Here is a 15,552-nt window from a genome sequence, read left to right as displayed (position 1 = left end):
CCGTTCGGCGTTGTTCCTTGGGACTAAGTGACCGAGCCAGTCGCCTCGCCTCGTCGCGCTCGCCCGGACCGGCTGGCATTCTCGGCTGCCCATGATAGTTAGCAGGCCTTTCGTTAAAGAAGTGAAACGCCAAAAAACTACAATTCAATCAAAGCATTAACTGCCATCCGGCAATCAATACATCCAAGCTACTTGAATCAAGCAGACATTTGCGCTCGCTTCCGATGTGGCAAACTGGCTGACGCAACGAACCGACGTCAGAGAATCGCAAGGAGACAGACATGATCCCCACTCAAGTAAAAATCGTCGAAGTCGGGCCGCGCGACGGCTTGCAGAACGAGAAGGAATTCGTCGCCACGGAAACCAAGATCGAGCTCGTGAACCGGCTCGCGCGTGCGGGCATCGTCAATGTGGAATCGACTTCGTTCGTCTCGCCGAAATGGGTGCCGCAAATGGCGGATGCCAGCGCGTTGATGGCGGGCATCGAGCGTCGCGCGGGCACCATTTACTCCGTGCTCACGCCGAATCTGCGCGGCTTCGAGGGCGCGCTCGAAGCAAAGGCCGACGAGATCGTCATCTTCGGCGCGGCGAGCGAGGCGTTCTCGCAAAGGAATATCAATTGCAGCATCGCGGAAAGCATCGCGCGCTTCGAGCCGGTCGCGAAAGCCGCGAAGGACGCAGGCTTGCGTCTGCGCGGCAGCATCTCGTGCGCGCTCGGCTGTCCGTATCAGGGCGAGGTGAGCGTGGCGTCGGTGGTGGATGTCGTCGAGCGCATGAAGGCGCTCGGCTGCGACGAAATCGATATCGCGGATACCATCGGCGTCGGCACGCCCAAGCGCACGCGCGAAGTGTTGGCGGCGGCGTCGAAAGCGTTTCCGCGCGAACGCCTGTCAGGACATTTCCACGATACTTATGGGCAGGCCATCGGCAACATTTATGCGGCGCTGCTCGAAGGCATCGAGATATTTCATGCGTCGGTTGCGGGGCTCGGCGGCTGTCCGTATGCCAAGGGCGCGACAGGCAACGTCGCGACCGAAGACGTCGTGTATCTGATGAATGGACTCGGCATCCAGACGGGCATCGACCTGGATCGACTGGTCGAGACAGGCGACTTCATTTCGCGCGCCATCGGCAAGCCGAGTTCGTCGCGTGCGGGCAAGGCGCTGCTCGCCAAGCAGCGCGACGCCGTTGCCGCCTGCGTCTGACCCGTTGATCGTTCGATGGAAAGGAAAGCAATGACCGAAGTACAGAATCTCGATGACCTCCCCGATTCCGCGCGCCGCGTCGCGCTTCTGTTGCAGGAACGCGGTCACGCGCGGCCCGTCGTGATGCTGCCGGAAACCGGCAAGACATCGGCGGAAGCGGCGGCGGGATTGAACTGTTCCGTGGCGCAGATCGCCAAGTCCATTCTCTTCCGGCGCCGCGACGACGACGCGCCCGTGCTCGTGATCGCAAGCGGCGCGAATCGCGTGGACGAAGCGAAGGTCGCGGCGCACGTCGGCGAACTGGCGCGCGCGGATGCGAAGTTCGTGCGCGAGAAAACCGGCTATGCCATTGGCGGCGTATGTCCGATCGGTCATGCGACCGAACCCGTGACGCTCATCGACGAAGACTTGCTCACGCTCGAAAGCCTGTGGGCGGCGGCGGGTCATCCGCACGCGGTGTTCAATCTGACGCCGCAAGAACTCGTGTCGCTGACGGGCGCGCCGGTTGTCGATGTCGCCTTGCGCGCGTCATGAAAGGCGAAGTCGCGTCGCCGTGCGTGGACGTCTGCCGCATGAATCCGGAGACGGGCTATTGCGACGGCTGCCTGCGCACCATCGACGAAATCGCGGCGTGGTCATCCATTGACGATGACGCGAAACGCGACGTGCTCGCGCGTGGCGAAAGCCGTCGTCGCGGCGCGCGCGTGGTGCGTATCGGCGAATCGTTCGAAGCGACGCTTGCCTTGCCGGCGGACTCCATTCGCCACTTCGCCACGCTCGTCAACGACACCAACCCGCTGCATCACGACGAAGCGTATGCGCGCGCCAGCCGTTTCGGCTCGCTGATCGCGTCGGGCACGCAACCGACCGCGCATCTCATGGCGATGATCGCCGAACACTTCTCGACTTACGCGCAACCGCTTGGACTGGAGTTCGGCATCAAGCTCACGCGCGCGGTGAAGGCCGGCGACGTGCTCGCCATGCGCTGGCAAGTGCTCGATGCAAAGTGGAAGACGAGCCTTCGCGGCGACCTGGTGAAGCTCGCGGGCCGCGCGGTGAATCAGCTTGGCGAGACGGTGATCGAGGCGACGGCGACTATCGTCGTCATGCCGAAGGAGCAGGCGTGATCGCGCTGCCCGCTTCCATGACGGTGTTCGAGCGCGGCTGGTTGTCGTCGAACAACGTGCTCTTCGCGAGCGAGGAGGGCACGGCGTTGATCGACACGGGCTACGTCTCGCACGCGCCGCAAACGCTGGCGCTCGTGCAGCACGCGCTCGGCACGCGCAAGCTCGATCTGATCGTCAACACGCACTTGCATTCGGATCACTGCGGCGGCAACGCACTGCTGCAACGCACCTATGCGTGCAATACGCTGATCCCGCAAAGTGAAGCGCACGCGGTGCGTGTCTGGGACGAAGAGGCGCTGACGTTTCACGCCACGGCGCAGCGTTGTGACCGGTTCACGTTCGACGGCACGGTCGAGAATGGCGCCACGCTCATGCTCGGCGGCTTCGAATGGTCCGTGCTGGGCGCGCCGGGCCACGATCCGCACTCGCTCATGCTGTATTGCGCCGAGGCGCGCATCCTCATCAGCGCGGACGCGTTGTGGGAAAACGGCTTTGGCGTGATTTTTCCGGAACTCGAAGGCGAAAGCGGTTTTGCGGAAGAACGCGCGGTGCTCGATCTCATCGCGCAACTCGATGTCGATGTCGTCGTTCCGGGCCACGGCGCGCCTTTCACCGATGTCGCGCGCGCACTCGACGTGGCCGCGTCGCGGCTCGACTATCTGCGTGCCGACCCTGCCCGCAACGCAAAGAACGCGCTGAAAGTGCTGATCGTCTTCAAGTTGATGGACGTGCGTTCGATGTCCTTCGACACCTTGCTCGCGATGACCGCATCTGCCCGCGCCATGCGCGCCGCCGCGAACGCGCTTGCCGCGCCCGCGCAACATCGCGCATTGCTGGAGAAGATCGTCGGGGAATTGGCGCGCGGCGGATCGCTCAACGTGGATGGCGACATGCTCTCGGCGGTATGAACTCCGCGCGCAAAAAGAAAGCCGCTTGTCAGCTACGGCAAGCGGCGGAATAGTATGGACGTGATCAACGTCGACGCCATCGTAACCCGCCGCTATATCACGTGCATCGGTGCTTTCCCTACAGTAAGTTGACGACACGCGCACACTAAAGGCAACCATGTTCGCGCTATCGACACTCATTTTAATGCCGTTTAATGCGATTTGCATGTGCGGCAAAGCGATGCATAACGCCGTAAGCTCAAGGACAAAACAGGCACGACTTTGCTCAAGTAATAAGAAAAATCGGCATTGATGCAGGCAATTGCTTCCGTTACGATTAAAACGCCCGAGATTACTTGAATTTAAGTAATTTTGAGCCTCCATTTTTACAACTCAATAAAAATCATAATGGACATTAATCGTAGAAAAATCGTATCTGCATCCACTGTAGCGGTCCCGTTACTATCTTTCCCGTGATCTAAGCGAGCAGAAGTGCCAAGTGCCGGCAAGCGCAGGCCAACTTCGCCGCTGGCACTGAATAAATATATCGTTAAAGGTCTTTCTTGAATCAAGCACGAAAAGATATCGGCATACTGGTGTATGTAGACAATGTTCCGAGTAACATTGAGGAATTTGGCTGGCTCTATAAGAGCATCATCCATACAGGCTTGTTTGACCGAAGCACGTTAATTGTCGTGTGCCATCCGGAAGCAACATCTAAACTGCCGCGAGACAGTAATATAGTCGCTATTCCGAGTATTCCTTATTCTCAGAAAAACAGCGAATGGTCGGATTATGGATACATCAATTCTGTCGCCAATCTCTGCGATAAAGCAGTTTTAGACGTTTGTCGGCAGTTCGATTACATTCTGAAAACAGATTGCGACACCTTTGTGACGCCCGCGCTGTCGAAGTTTCATCCTGCCGGCCTTTGCTTTGGTTTCGGAGCCTACGCATATGAGGCGTCGGTCCGACAGAAACTTAACGAATGCAGTGCCCGGTGGGGATTTCCTCATTCCGGCTTACACAATATCGGTGCGTCGGTGCTGGGGCCATCGACAATGGTGTGCGACTTTTTGCCGGCTCAAATGGACTGTTGCATCCGCCTGCTCGACGAGGAGTTCAAAGACTTCCGTGGAGAGTGGCCAGGCTGGTGCAGAAACGTGATCACCATGTATGCAGGAGAGCTAGCGCTACGCCGCACGTATCCGCAGCGTTGCTCCATAGGACTTCTCGACCATTTCCCCTACGCGTCGCTTACGCATGGCAGCGATGTCCTGAATATTCATGCGTGGCAAACAGAAGAGTACTGGTCGAAATTGAAGTATCGCGAAGGCGCGTACAACCACATTGCGCTGCAGGACATCGACAGGTCCACGCTGGGTGGTTATTGCCACTGGCTGGCGGCGTCCGATATAGAACAAGTCCGGGCCGAAGCCAACCAAGCACTTTCGACGCATGCGTAAGGCCGCCGCGTCTGAGATCATCGGCTCTTTGTCAGCAGAACTCTGCTTCGAAGAACGCACGCATCTCCACGAGTAACTCCTGCGGCACTTCCTCCGGCACGTAATGGCCGCAATCGAGCGCGCGGCCGCTTACGTCGCGCGCGACGCGCCGCCATTGACCAAGCACATCGAACGCGCGCTCGAGCACGCCTTGCTCGCCCCACAGCACGCGCATTGGGCACGCTATCTTCACGCCGCGCTCGGTGTCGTCCCGGTCGTGTTCGAGGTCGATGCCCGCCGACGCGCGATAGTCCTCGCATGTCGCAAACACCGCATCGGGCGCGGCCAGTGCATCGCGATATGCCTGCAGCGCGTGCGGCGCGAACGGCGCAAGACCCGCACGGCCACGGCCCATCAAGTGTTCGATGAACCCGGTCGTATCGGCGCCGATCATCTTTTCCGGAAAGGGCGATGGCTGGTTCATCAGGAACCAGTGGAAGTTGGCGCTCAACAACGCGCGGTCAGTGGCTTCGAACATCGCAAGCGTCGGCACAATATCGAGCAGCATCAGGCGATCGACGGCATCGGGAAAATCGATCGCCATGCGATGCGCGACGCGCGCTCCGCGATCGTGCGCGCACACGAGAAAACGTTCGAAGCCGAAGTGACGCATGACCGCGACTTGATCGGCGGCCATGGCGCGTTTGGAGTAAGGCGCGTGGCGTTCGTCGCTCGGCGGCTTGGCCGATGCGCCATAGCCGCGCAAGTCGGTGGCGATCACGGTGAAGTGCCGCGCGAGTTCATCGGCGCATGAATGCCAGATCTCGTGCGTTTGCGGATAGCCATGCAAAAGCAAAAGCGGCGGGCCGTCTCCGCCCTTCTCGCCGACGATCTCGACGCCCGCCGCATTCACGCGAAACGGCTCGTAGCCTCTGAAGGACATGGTGTTTTCTTGTTCGTGGCGTAGCGGTCCATTGTAGGCGCGGCATTCCGAATGCTCGATGAGCAACGTGCACACAAACAGTAAAACCGAGGATTTCCTCGGGAATCGGAGGATGACAGGGCCGCGGCGCCTGTGCCTATAATCGAACGATCGTGCGTCTCAATTTAGCCGCTCGAAGACGACTCCCCAACCGTAAAATAAGTACGAAATCCCGGAGACTCGCGCCATGGCACTTCCCGCCGTACTGCAGAACCTTGCATTGCCCGTCGTCGGCTCGCCGATGTTCATCGTCAGCTATCCCGAACTCGTGCTTGCGCAATGCAAAGCGGGCATCGTCGGTTCGTTTCCGGCGCTCAACGCGCGTCCCGCCGAATTGCTCGACGAATGGCTCACGCAGATTCAGGCATCGCTCTCCGAACACAAGGCCGCGAACCCGAATGCGGTCATCGGGCCGATCGCGGTGAATCAGATCATCCACCAGTCGAACGCGCGACTCGAACAGGACATTCGCGTGTGCGTCGAGCACAAGGTGCCGATCTTCATCACGAGCCTGCGCGCACCGGTAAAGGAAATGATCGATGCGGTGCATTCGTACGGCGGGATCGTGCTGCATGACGTGATCAACTTGCGGCACGCGCAAAAGGCGCTCGAAGCGGGCGTCGACGGGCTGATTCTCGTGGCGGCGGGCGCGGGCGGCCACGCCGGCACGATCTCGCCGTTCGCGCTCGTCGGCGAAGTGCGGCGCATGTTCGACGGCCCCATCGTGCTGTCAGGCTCCATCGCCAACGGCGGCTCGATTCTCGCCGCGCAGGCCATGGGCGCGGACCTCGCTTACATGGGCACGCGCTTCATCGCGACGCGCGAGGCGCACGCGCTCGACAGCTACAAGCAGGCTATCGTCGATGCCAACGCCGCCGACATCATCTATACGAACCTCTTCACCGGCGTGCATGGCAACTACATTCGCCAGAGCATCGTGAATGCGGGACTCGATCCCGAAGCGCTGCCGCAGTCCGACAAGACCGCGATGAATTTCGGTGACAGCGCGGCCAAGGCGAAAGCGTGGAAGGACATCTGGGGCGCGGGCCAAGGCGTCGGCCTGATGGACGATGTACCGAGCGTCGCGCAACTGGTCGCGCGCTTGCGTCAGGAATACGACGAGGCGAAGTCGCGTTTGCGGATCGGCTGAAACGCTCGTCGCAGAGATTCAGATGAAAAAAAGCGCGTTCCGGTGATTATCCGGAACGCGCTTTTCGTTTGCTGCCGCAAGACTCAGAACTTGGCGCGGATGCCGACGCCGAAGGTATCGCCCGAAGACATGCTCGTGTACTTGTCGTTCAGGTACGCGGCATAGACGTCGGTGCGCTTCGACAGCGGGTAGTCGTAGCCTACGGCCCAGCTCTTATGCGTCTGGTCCAGACCGCCGTTGCTGCGCGAATACGCATAGGACGCCATTACCAGGCCCGGGCCGAGCGGCACCGTCACACCGCCCTGCCCCGTGTTCACGTGGAACGTGCCGGGGTCGATGTCGTTCTTCGTGTACATGTACTGGGCGAAGAACTTCACGTACTTCAAGTCGTACGACGCACCCAACTGAGCAACGCTCTGGCTCTTGTAGCCGGGAATGGCGAAGGCGTTCGAGGTGACCAGATCGCCCGGCGTGTTGTTGAAGTTCACATATTGATAAACGCCGGTCGCGGCGAACGGGCCGTGGAAGTACAGGAACTGCGCGCTGTACTTCTTGGAGCGGCCATCGCCCGCGTTGTTGCCGAAGCTGTACATCGCGCTGCCGGACAAGCCGTTGAAGTCGGGCGTCGTGTACTGCAACGAGTTGTTCCAGCCCGAATCGCCCGTCACGCCCTGATCCGTCGTGTAGGTCGGGAACGTGCCCTGACCGAGGAACACGTGATAGACCATCGGCGAGAAGACATACGAGTCGACGAACGGGTTGAACAGAATCGTCGAAACGAACAACTGCGTCGTCAGGCGGCCAGCGGTGAACGTACCGATCGGCCCTTGGATACCGACATACGAGTTACGTGCAAAGAACGTGTCGCCCTGGAAGCGGCCGTATTGGCCGTTCTGCGCGCGGAAGAAGCTTTCCAGGGTGAAGATCGCCTTGTAGCCGTTGCCCAGATCTTCAGCGCCCTTCAAGCCCCAGTACGACGTGGACATACCGCCGCCGCTCACATTCCAGGCGCGATCGCCGCCGGGAAACTTTTGTGCGCCGACCCATTCGTCGACCTGACCGTAAAGCGAGACGCTCGATTGCGCCTGCGCCGCGCCCGCGGCGAGAAAGCCGAACATGGCGGCGACTACGGTGGCCTTGACCGTGGTCTTCATCGCACGGTTGACGGTTGGCTTCATGAACTCTCCTGTCGTTTGTCAAAAATTGAATGCTTGGCGGGCGAGGAACGGTGCACTCGCCTCTTCTGTCGGCTAATGATTTCGGCGAGAGCGGTGTCGCTAGTGGAGCGGCACCATCTTTACGGACCATTTTTCCGGTCAAAAATGTTTTTGGTTATTGCGGGTATCACGGTTTGAATAGGCAGGCGCGCCTTTTCACGCTTCGATGCGCGTCGCTTCTCGCGTCAAAGCCGAATCGTTCCGAGCGGTCTTTATAGGAAGCCGAGCAACGGCGCGCCTTTGAAGGCGATGAAAGGGAAATCGAAACTGCTTTGGATTGCGAAATCCCGCGCAGGGCGCATTGTCCTTTCAGCGCGAAAAGAGAGGAATGTTTATGCGGTCACGAATGAACAACTGTGGCGTGATTGCGTCACCGTCACGGCGCAACTAGACGCGCAATTAATTTTTAGTTAACCACGAAGTTAACGCGCAAGCATTGCGGATTTGCAACAAGACGTCGCAGCAGATGAAACTCAGTTGCGGAAGTTGGCGTTGCCGGAGGTGCGGCCGTCATCGACCGGGCGGCCGGGTTGACGTGGCAGGCTGCGCTCTTCGTTATAGCGGGCGATGTCCGCGCGAATGGAACCCGCGCCTCTGAGCGACGCCGCCTGTTCGGCGCGCGGCACGGGCCGCACTTCAGCGCTCACTGGCGTGAGACCGTCCTTGGCGGCAACCGGCGTATGGTGCAGCGACTGACGGCTGCTCGCGGAATCTTGAAACACCGCCGACGACAGCCATTCGACACGCGGACCGGCAAGCGCGAGCGAACCCGCGACCGCCAGCGAAGAGATCGCGGTGGCTGCAAGAAAGCGAGTCGTAGTGCGTATGCCGATGAGCGCCATGTCGAGAAAACAGCCAGTGTCCGACACCATTCCTGCCCGCTGGCGACGCAAAAAGAGAAGTCGACGCCCAACGGACAACCGGTCAAAGTCGGACCAATGGCGACGGCGAGGAGATCTCGCGCGCACTCGTCGACCGGCATGTTCCACAATTTATTTCGCCCGGCGTCGGCCGTCGAGCCAAAAAGTGTTAGGCCCGATTCATGGTTGTAACACCATGTTACGTCGGAGTTTTTCCGCTGCATCCTGCTGATTTGAAAGACAAATCGTCCGATGAAAAAAGTCGCTCACCGAGGATTTGCGCACTGTCGAAGTGACCGGTCTGGCGGCCCGGTTGGTGCTTCTGCATCGAAGGAAAACAAGCGCGCTCATGCGCGGTGGTAATCAATCAATCCTGTAAATGAATTTGCCTTTTCAATCGCCTACGAGCGAAAATCATGGTTTTTACTGACTTGACGCGCACGGTACCCGAATACTTCGGCCCGTAAGCACGAGTGCGAGATCCAACCGATGGCGCGGCCCAAACTTCTTCCCGATAACTTCACGCTGGCGCTCGTCAGCACGGTCATCCTCGCGAGCTTTTTGCCTTGTCGCGGCAACGTGGCCACGGCGTTCAACTGGATCACTAACGTTGCTATCGGGCTGCTGTTCTTTCTGCATGGCGCAAAGCTATCCCGCGAGGCGATCGTCGCTGGCGCAACACACTGGCGGCTGCATCTGCTCGTTCTGTTGAGCACTTTCGTGCTGTTCCCGTTGCTTGGCTTCGCGCTCAAGCCGTTGCTCATGCCGCTTGTCACGCCTGCTCTCTACACCGGCATTCTGTTCCTGTGCACATTGCCCTCCACGGTGCAGTCGTCGATCGCGTTCACATCGATGGCAAAAGGCAACGTGCCTGCGGCGGTGTGCAGCGCGTCGGCGTCCAGCCTGCTTGGCATCTTCATCACGCCTGCGCTCGTCGGCTTGCTCGTGACGAGCAATGGGGCGACAACGGGTTCGCCGTGGCATACGGTTGGCAGTATCGTCATGCAATTGCTCGTGCCGTTCGTGGCGGGGCAGTTGCTGCGTCCGGCTATCGGCAAGTGGATCGACCGGCGCAAGGCGGTGCTCAAGTTCGTCGATCAAGGCTCGATTCTGCTCGTGGTCTATGTCGCGTTCAGCGAAGCCGTGAACGAAGGCATCTGGCATTCGATTTCCGCTTCCACGCTTTTGGGCCTTCTCGTCGTCAACGTGCTGCTGCTCACCGTCGCGCTCCTGGTAACGGCCTTTACCGCGCGGCGTCTCGGTTTCAGCCGCGCCGATCAGATCACCATCATCTTCTGCGGTTCGAAGAAGAGCCTTGCTTCCGGCATTCCAATGGCGAAGGTGATTTTCGCGTCCCATACGGTTGGCGCGGTCGTGCTCCCGTTGATGTTGTTCCATCAAATTCAGTTAATGGTGTGCGCGGTCCTGGCGCAACGCTGGGGCGCGCGCAAGACCGCGGCTGACCCCCCGCGCGAAGGCAAGAACATCGCCGCAACCGCGCGGCGCTGACACATCCATCATCGTTTCCCGACAAAGGCCGCCTCGTGCGGCCTTTGTGCATTTGAACCCGTCTGATCGATACCGTCGACTCGGCCGGACGGCGTAAGTCGATTTGCCTGACTCCTGTCCGGCGCCTTTGCTTATCCCGTCTGGCTGAATGGCGTCCGGGCATGTCGCTTGCCACACTCTTGTCCAAGTAATGCGCAAACGAGAACAGGAGATGTCCATGCGGAACGCTAGCGCCCTCCAGCACAGCGAAGATTGGGAGTGAGTCACGCCATGTCACTCGCCTCGGCCGCCGAGCCGCTTGTATCGGCATCCGCCCTGCAAGCATGTCTCGGAGATTTGTCTTTTCAGCGCGGCAACGCAGACGACACGGCGCGCGCCCTACGCGTTCTGATCGACGCGCGCCTCGACCGGCTGCCCTTGCCCGGCCGCGGCGCCACGCGCGAGCGCTGGCGCGCGCTCGGCGCCGTCGCCGCTTTCGACCTCGCGCTCGTCAAACTGTACGAAGGCCATACGGACGCGCTCGCCATCCTCGCCGAACTCGACGAAGAGCATCACGCCTCGAACGAAGCGTGGGGCGTATGGGCCGCCGAGCCGCCGAACGCCCGCCTTGCGGCCATCGGCAACCTGGAGTCGGACGACGTGCTTCTTCACGGCGTCAAGGCGTGGTGTTCCGGTGCGGCTTCGGTGACACACGCGCTCGTGACGGCTTGGAACGAGCGCGGAGAGCCGATGCTCGCCGCCGTCGATATCCGCCAGCCGGGCGTCAAGGTGACGCGCGAAGGCTGGTTTGCCGTCGGCATGCAAGCAAGCGCGAGCGTCGATGTCCACTTCGACAACGTGCCTGCGCGGCGAATCGGCAAGCCGGGAAGCTATGTCGAGCGCCCTGGCTTCTGGCAAGGCGGCGCGGGCATTGCAGCGTGCTGGTTCGGCGCGGCGGCGGGCATTGCGCGCTTCGTCGAAAAGGGCGCGCGACGCGGCGCCGATCCGCACAAGCTCGCGCATCTCGGCGCCATCGACACCACGCTTTGCGCCACGGCCGCGCTGCTGCGCGAAACGGCGGCATTCATCGACCGCGAGCCGCAGGCCAACGCCATGCTCGCCGCCATGCGCGCGCGTCTGGCGGCCGAACGCTGCGCCGCGCATGTCATCGAGCATGCGGGCCGCGCGCTCGGAGCGGCGCCGCTCTGTCGCGACGATCACTTCGCTCACTTGATGGCGGATTTGCCGGTCTTCATCAGACAAAGCCACGCGGAACGCGACGAGGCATCGCTCGCGGAACATCTGCTCGAACGGGAGCCTGACTCATGGAAAGTTTGACGACGCAAGAGCCGAAGGCGCTCGCCGAAACCGGTGCGCCGGAGCACGACAGGGTAATCGAAGGGCGAGGCACGCCCGAGAAAAGCTGGCAGGACTGGGGCAAGCTGAGCGCGCTACCGGAAGTCGATCCCGCCGATCTCGTCCCGCTGGGCGGCCGCGCTGTCGTCGTGGCGCCACACCCGGACGACGAAGTGCTCGGTACGGGCGGATTACTTTCACGCCTCTCGGAATTAAGCCGAAACGTGTTGATCGTCGCCGTGACGGACGGCACCGCGAGCCATCCGGAATCGACCGAATGGACGCCGGATCGCCTTGCCAGCGTACGTCCGCAAGAAACGCGGGACGCCTTGCAGCGGCTGCATCTGCGTAACGCGCAAGTCGTCCGGCTGGGCTTGCCGGATGGCGGGGCGCGACAAATCGAAGCGGATCTATCAGTACTTCTGGCTAAATTTCTTCAGCCTGGTGACATCGTTTTCACTACGTGGCGGTACGATGGCCATCCCGATCACGAGGCCGTCGGGCGCGCCACGTGTCTGGCCGCGAACGAGCTTGGTTTGCCGTTTGTCGAAGTGCCGCTTTGGACCTGGCACTGGGCGTCGCCGGACGATTCGCGCGTGCCGTGGAGCCGCGCGCGGCGCATCGCCCTGGACGCGGCAACGCACACCAGGAAGCTCCGGGCCGTGCAAGCCTTCAGAAGCCAGACCGAGCCGGATAAAACGACCGGACAAGCGCCGGTTCTGCCCGAGCATGTCCTGGCCCGCCTGACGAGGCCCTTCGAAGTCATTCTCATATGAGCAACATCAACGATCCGAAGCAGTACTTTGACCAGCTTTACAAGGACAACGACGATCCCTGGAAGATCAGGAACCGTTGGTACGAACGCCGCAAGCGCGCGTTGACGCTAGCCACGCTTCCCAACGACCGCTACGCGCGCGCGTTCGAACCGGGCTGCGGCAACGGTGAACTAACGGCGCTGCTTGCGGCGCGCTGCGACGAAGTCGTCGCCACGGACATCAGCGCGGACGCCGTCGAGCTAACGCGGCAGCGCATCGCGCAATTCGACAACGTGACGGTCGAGCACATGCTGCTTCCGGACGCGTGGCCCGAAGGCAAGTTCGATCTCGTGCTCCTCAGCGAAATCGGCTACTACCTCGACGAGCCGCAGCTGTGGCATATCGTCGAACATGTGCGCCGCACGCTTACGCCGGACGGAACGGTCGTGGCATGCCACTGGCGAAAACCCATGGAAGGCTGGACGCATACCGGCGAAGACGTGCACGCGCGCTTGCGCGGTCGAATGGGCTTGCCACTCTTGTGCCACTACTGGGACGACGACCTTTTGCTCGACGTTTGGACGCCCGACAAGCGTTCGGTACACGAGCGCGAAGGCTCGATGTAAATGTTTTCTGCTTTTTACTAAACAAACAAAAAGGCTTCAAACGCCATACAGCATTGGTCTTAGTGGTTTCCCCACCCTGTCTCCACGGTTTGTTTTGCGGTTTTTTACTATACAATCGCCGCAAAACGAATGTAGCCGGTTTGCGCTAAACACCGCGCGCGCCGCAGGAAATCCGCGGAGACAGAATCACCACGATGGCCACCACCATTCGCGATGTCGCGCGCGCGGCAAGCGTCTCGATCGGGACGGTGTCACGCGCGCTCAAGAACCAGCCGGGGCTGTCGGAAGCCACGCGCGTGCGCGTCATCGAAGTCGCGCAGCAACTCGGTTACGATGCCGCGCAATTGCGCACGCGCATTCGCCGTGTCACGTTTTTGCTGCATAGGCAGCACAACAACTTCGCCGCCAGCCCGTTTTTCTCGCATGTGCTGCATGGCTTCGAGGAAGCCTGCCGCGAACATCGGCTAGTGCCGTCGGTGTTGACCGCGGGTCCCACGCTCGATCTCGCGCAGCAAATGCGCCTGCACGCTCCCGACGCCATCGCGGTCGCGGGCTTCGTCGAGCCGGAACTGCTTGCGCATCTGCATTCGCTGGCGCGCCCCACGGTGCTCATCGACCTGCGCGCGCCGGGCTTTCGCTCGGTAAACATCGACAACGTAAGGGGCGCGTCGCTTGCAATGCAGCATCTGTTCGCGCAGGGGCGGCGGCGCGTGGCGTTCATCGGCGGATCGCTCGCGCATTACAGCATCGCGCAGCGCGCGCTTGGCTATCGCAAGGCGTATTTCGATGCCGGCCTGCTGTTCGACCCAATGCTGGAACTCGTCACGCACCCTGGATCGCCTCCCGATCTCGCCGCCGCCGACGCCATGCAGCGGCTGATCGGCGAGTCGCGCGCGCAATCCATTCCTTTGCCCGACGCGGTTTTCGCCTATAACGATGCAGCGGCCCTCGCCGCCATGCGCGTATGCCTCGCGCACGGTATGCGCGTGCCGGAGGACATCGCCTTCGTCGGTTTCGACGATATCCCGGCCGCCGCGCAGAGCACGCCGCCGCTTTCGACCGTGACGGTCGACAAGGAAGCGCTCGGCCGTCGTGGCGTCGACTTGTTGCTGGAGGACAATGCGAACCCGCCGGGGCAGGCCGACACGCTGGTGGGCGTCGATTTCATCGCCCGCGCGAGCTCCGGCCAGATATGAGATGAGCGATACATGAACCTGACCGCATCCCCCGTGGAAACCGCGCCGCAAGCGAGCGTCGATTTCCGCAGCCGCGACTTCCTGCTCTCGCACGTGCGCGACACGCTCGCGTTCTACGCGCCCACCGCGCGCGACGAGTCAGGCGGCTTTTTCCACTTCTTCAAGGACGACGGCCGCGTCTACGACCGCACCACGCGCCATCTCGTCAGCAGCACGCGCTTCGTCTTCAATTACGCGATGGCTTATCGCCATTTCGGCGATCCGTCGTATCAGGATTGGGCGCGCCACGCGTTCCAATTCCTGCGCGACGCCCACTGGGACGCGAAGCACGAAGGCTACGACTGGGAAATCGAATGGCGCGACGGCCAGGCGAACACGCTCGACGGCACGCGTCATTGCTATGGCCATGCGTTCGTGCTGCTTGCTTGCGCGCACGCAGCCATGGCGGGCATCGACGAAGCGAAGCCGTTCATCGACGAGACTTTCGCGCTGATGGAGCGCCGCTTCTGGGACGCCGAAGCAGGTCTCTACGCCGACGAAGCCACGCCCGACTGGCAGTTGTCCGACTATCGCGGGCAGAACGCCAACATGCACGCGACCGAGGCGCTGCTTGCCGCGTATGAAGCCACCGGCCACGTGATTTATCTGGATCGCGCGGAGAAGATCGCGGGCAACATCACGCTGCGGCAGGCGAAGCTTTCGCACGGCCTCGTCTGGGAACACTTCAAGCGCGACTGGTCGGTGGACTGGCATTACAACGAATCCGACAGCTCGAACATTTTTCGTCCGTGGGGTTTTCAGCCGGGGCATCAGACCGAATGGGCGAAGCTGCTGCTGATCCTGGAGCGGCATCGCGCGCTGCCGTGGCTTGCGCCGCGCGCCATCGAATTGTTCGATGCAGGCTTCTGCCGCGCCTGGGACGATCGTCATGGCGGCCTCTACTACGGCTTCGGCCCCGACGACACCATCTGCGATCACGACAAGTACTTCTGGGTGCAGGCCGAAAGCTTCGCGGCGGCGGCGCTGCTCGGCGCGCGCACGGGCCGCGAGCGCTTCTGGGACAGCTACGACGAACTCTGGCGCTATAGCTGGGAACACTTCGTCGATCACGAATACGGCGCGTGGTATCGCATCCTCACGTGCGACAACCGCAAGTACGGCGACGAGAAAAGTCCCGCCGGCAAGACCGACTATCACACCATGGGCGCGTGCTACGAAGTGCTGAACGCGCTCGGGTCCCATTCGACACAACGGTGAC

At 61.3% G+C, this 15,552-nt stretch carries 15 protein-coding genes; 12 read left to right on the top strand and 3 right to left on the bottom strand.

Annotated features, from left to right (window positions below):
* Positions 1 to 281 precede the first annotated feature (281 nt).
* The 5 genes from NCT04_RS00805 (at position 282) to NCT04_RS00785 (ending at position 4,685) form a co-directional block, all read left to right on the top strand.
* Positions 282 to 1,205, top strand: a complete 924-nt coding sequence (locus NCT04_RS00805; RefSeq protein ID WP_244826780.1) for a hydroxymethylglutaryl-CoA lyase — start codon at positions 282 to 284, stop codon at positions 1,203 to 1,205.
* A gap of 30 nt (positions 1,206 to 1,235) precedes the next feature.
* Positions 1,236 to 1,739 carry a YbaK/EbsC family protein gene (locus tag NCT04_RS00800; RefSeq protein WP_250462638.1) on the top strand — a complete coding sequence of 168 codons (504 nt, stop codon included), beginning with the start codon at positions 1,236 to 1,238 and terminating at the stop codon, positions 1,737 to 1,739.
* A gap of 38 nt (positions 1,740 to 1,777) precedes the next feature.
* Complete coding sequence (locus NCT04_RS00795) at positions 1,778 to 2,332, top strand: FAS1-like dehydratase domain-containing protein (protein WP_250462898.1); 555 nt, start codon at positions 1,778 to 1,780, stop codon at positions 2,330 to 2,332.
* Positions 2,329 to 3,240 carry an MBL fold metallo-hydrolase gene (locus NCT04_RS00790; protein ID WP_250462636.1) on the top strand — a complete coding sequence of 304 codons (912 nt, stop codon included), beginning with the start codon at positions 2,329 to 2,331 and terminating at the stop codon, positions 3,238 to 3,240. Before NCT04_RS00795 ends, NCT04_RS00790 begins: the two co-directional genes overlap by 4 nt.
* A 542-nt stretch (positions 3,241 to 3,782) precedes the next feature.
* Entirely contained in the window at positions 3,783 to 4,685 is a 903-nt protein-coding gene (locus NCT04_RS00785; protein WP_250462634.1) for a DUF7164 domain-containing protein, read from the top strand.
* A gap of 31 nt (positions 4,686 to 4,716) precedes the next feature.
* Here the strand turns inward: NCT04_RS00785 and NCT04_RS00780 are convergent, their stop codons facing one another.
* On the bottom strand, positions 4,717 to 5,607 hold the full coding sequence (locus NCT04_RS00780) for an alpha/beta fold hydrolase (protein WP_250462632.1): 891 nt from the start codon (positions 5,605 to 5,607) through the stop codon (positions 4,717 to 4,719).
* 226 nt (positions 5,608 to 5,833) lie between these two features.
* Between NCT04_RS00780 and NCT04_RS00775 the strand changes: the two genes are divergently transcribed.
* Positions 5,834 to 6,796, top strand: coding sequence for an NAD(P)H-dependent flavin oxidoreductase (locus tag NCT04_RS00775; protein ID WP_250462630.1), 963 nt, complete (start codon positions 5,834 to 5,836; stop codon positions 6,794 to 6,796).
* Positions 6,797 to 6,879: 83 nt separating this feature from the next.
* On the opposite strand, the gene NCT04_RS00770 is transcribed toward NCT04_RS00775, so the two are convergent.
* Together NCT04_RS00770 and NCT04_RS00765 are read right to left on the bottom strand one after the other, a co-directional pair.
* Positions 6,880 to 7,974: a porin gene (locus NCT04_RS00770; RefSeq protein WP_244826773.1), complete on the bottom strand. Its 1,095-nt coding sequence runs from the start codon at positions 7,972 to 7,974 to the stop codon at positions 6,880 to 6,882.
* A 512-nt stretch (positions 7,975 to 8,486) separates the two neighbouring features.
* The gene (locus NCT04_RS00765) at positions 8,487 to 8,885 is read right to left on the bottom strand and encodes a hypothetical protein (RefSeq protein WP_244826772.1); all 399 of its coding nucleotides are present in this window, start codon (positions 8,883 to 8,885) and stop codon (positions 8,487 to 8,489) included.
* A gap of 477 nt (positions 8,886 to 9,362) precedes the next feature.
* Here NCT04_RS00765 and NCT04_RS00760 point away from each other — a divergent pair, with 477 nt between their 5' ends.
* From NCT04_RS00760 to NCT04_RS00735, 6 genes are all read left to right on the top strand, one after another.
* The gene (locus NCT04_RS00760) at positions 9,363 to 10,382 is read left to right on the top strand and encodes a bile acid:sodium symporter family protein (protein WP_250462628.1); all 1,020 of its coding nucleotides are present in this window, start codon (positions 9,363 to 9,365) and stop codon (positions 10,380 to 10,382) included.
* Between the two features lie 270 nt (positions 10,383 to 10,652).
* The gene (locus NCT04_RS00755; protein WP_250462626.1) at positions 10,653 to 11,699 is read left to right on the top strand and encodes an acyl-CoA dehydrogenase family protein; all 1,047 of its coding nucleotides are present in this window, start codon (positions 10,653 to 10,655) and stop codon (positions 11,697 to 11,699) included.
* Positions 11,687 to 12,493: a PIG-L deacetylase family protein gene (locus NCT04_RS00750; RefSeq protein WP_244826769.1), complete on the top strand. Its 807-nt coding sequence runs from the start codon at positions 11,687 to 11,689 to the stop codon at positions 12,491 to 12,493. Before NCT04_RS00755 ends, NCT04_RS00750 begins: the two co-directional genes overlap by 13 nt.
* On the top strand, positions 12,490 to 13,098 hold the full coding sequence (locus NCT04_RS00745; RefSeq protein ID WP_244826768.1) for a class I SAM-dependent DNA methyltransferase: 609 nt from the start codon (positions 12,490 to 12,492) through the stop codon (positions 13,096 to 13,098). The genes NCT04_RS00750 and NCT04_RS00745 overlap by 4 nt, the downstream gene beginning before the upstream one ends.
* A gap of 194 nt (positions 13,099 to 13,292) precedes the next feature.
* Positions 13,293 to 14,294, top strand: a complete 1,002-nt coding sequence (locus NCT04_RS00740; protein WP_250462624.1) for a LacI family DNA-binding transcriptional regulator — start codon at positions 13,293 to 13,295, stop codon at positions 14,292 to 14,294.
* A 12-nt stretch (positions 14,295 to 14,306) separates the two neighbouring features.
* Positions 14,307 to 15,551: an AGE family epimerase/isomerase gene (locus NCT04_RS00735; RefSeq protein WP_250462623.1), complete on the top strand. Its 1,245-nt coding sequence runs from the start codon at positions 14,307 to 14,309 to the stop codon at positions 15,549 to 15,551.
* The last annotated feature ends 1 nt before the right edge of the window (position 15,552 follow it).

Origin of the sequence: Caballeronia sp. GAFFF2 (assembly GCF_023631485.1) — a bacterium.
Classification (GTDB): domain Bacteria; phylum Pseudomonadota; class Gammaproteobacteria; order Burkholderiales; family Burkholderiaceae; genus Caballeronia.
Note: the sequence above shows the minus strand (reverse complement) of the source record. Positions and strands in the feature narration are given on the sequence as shown.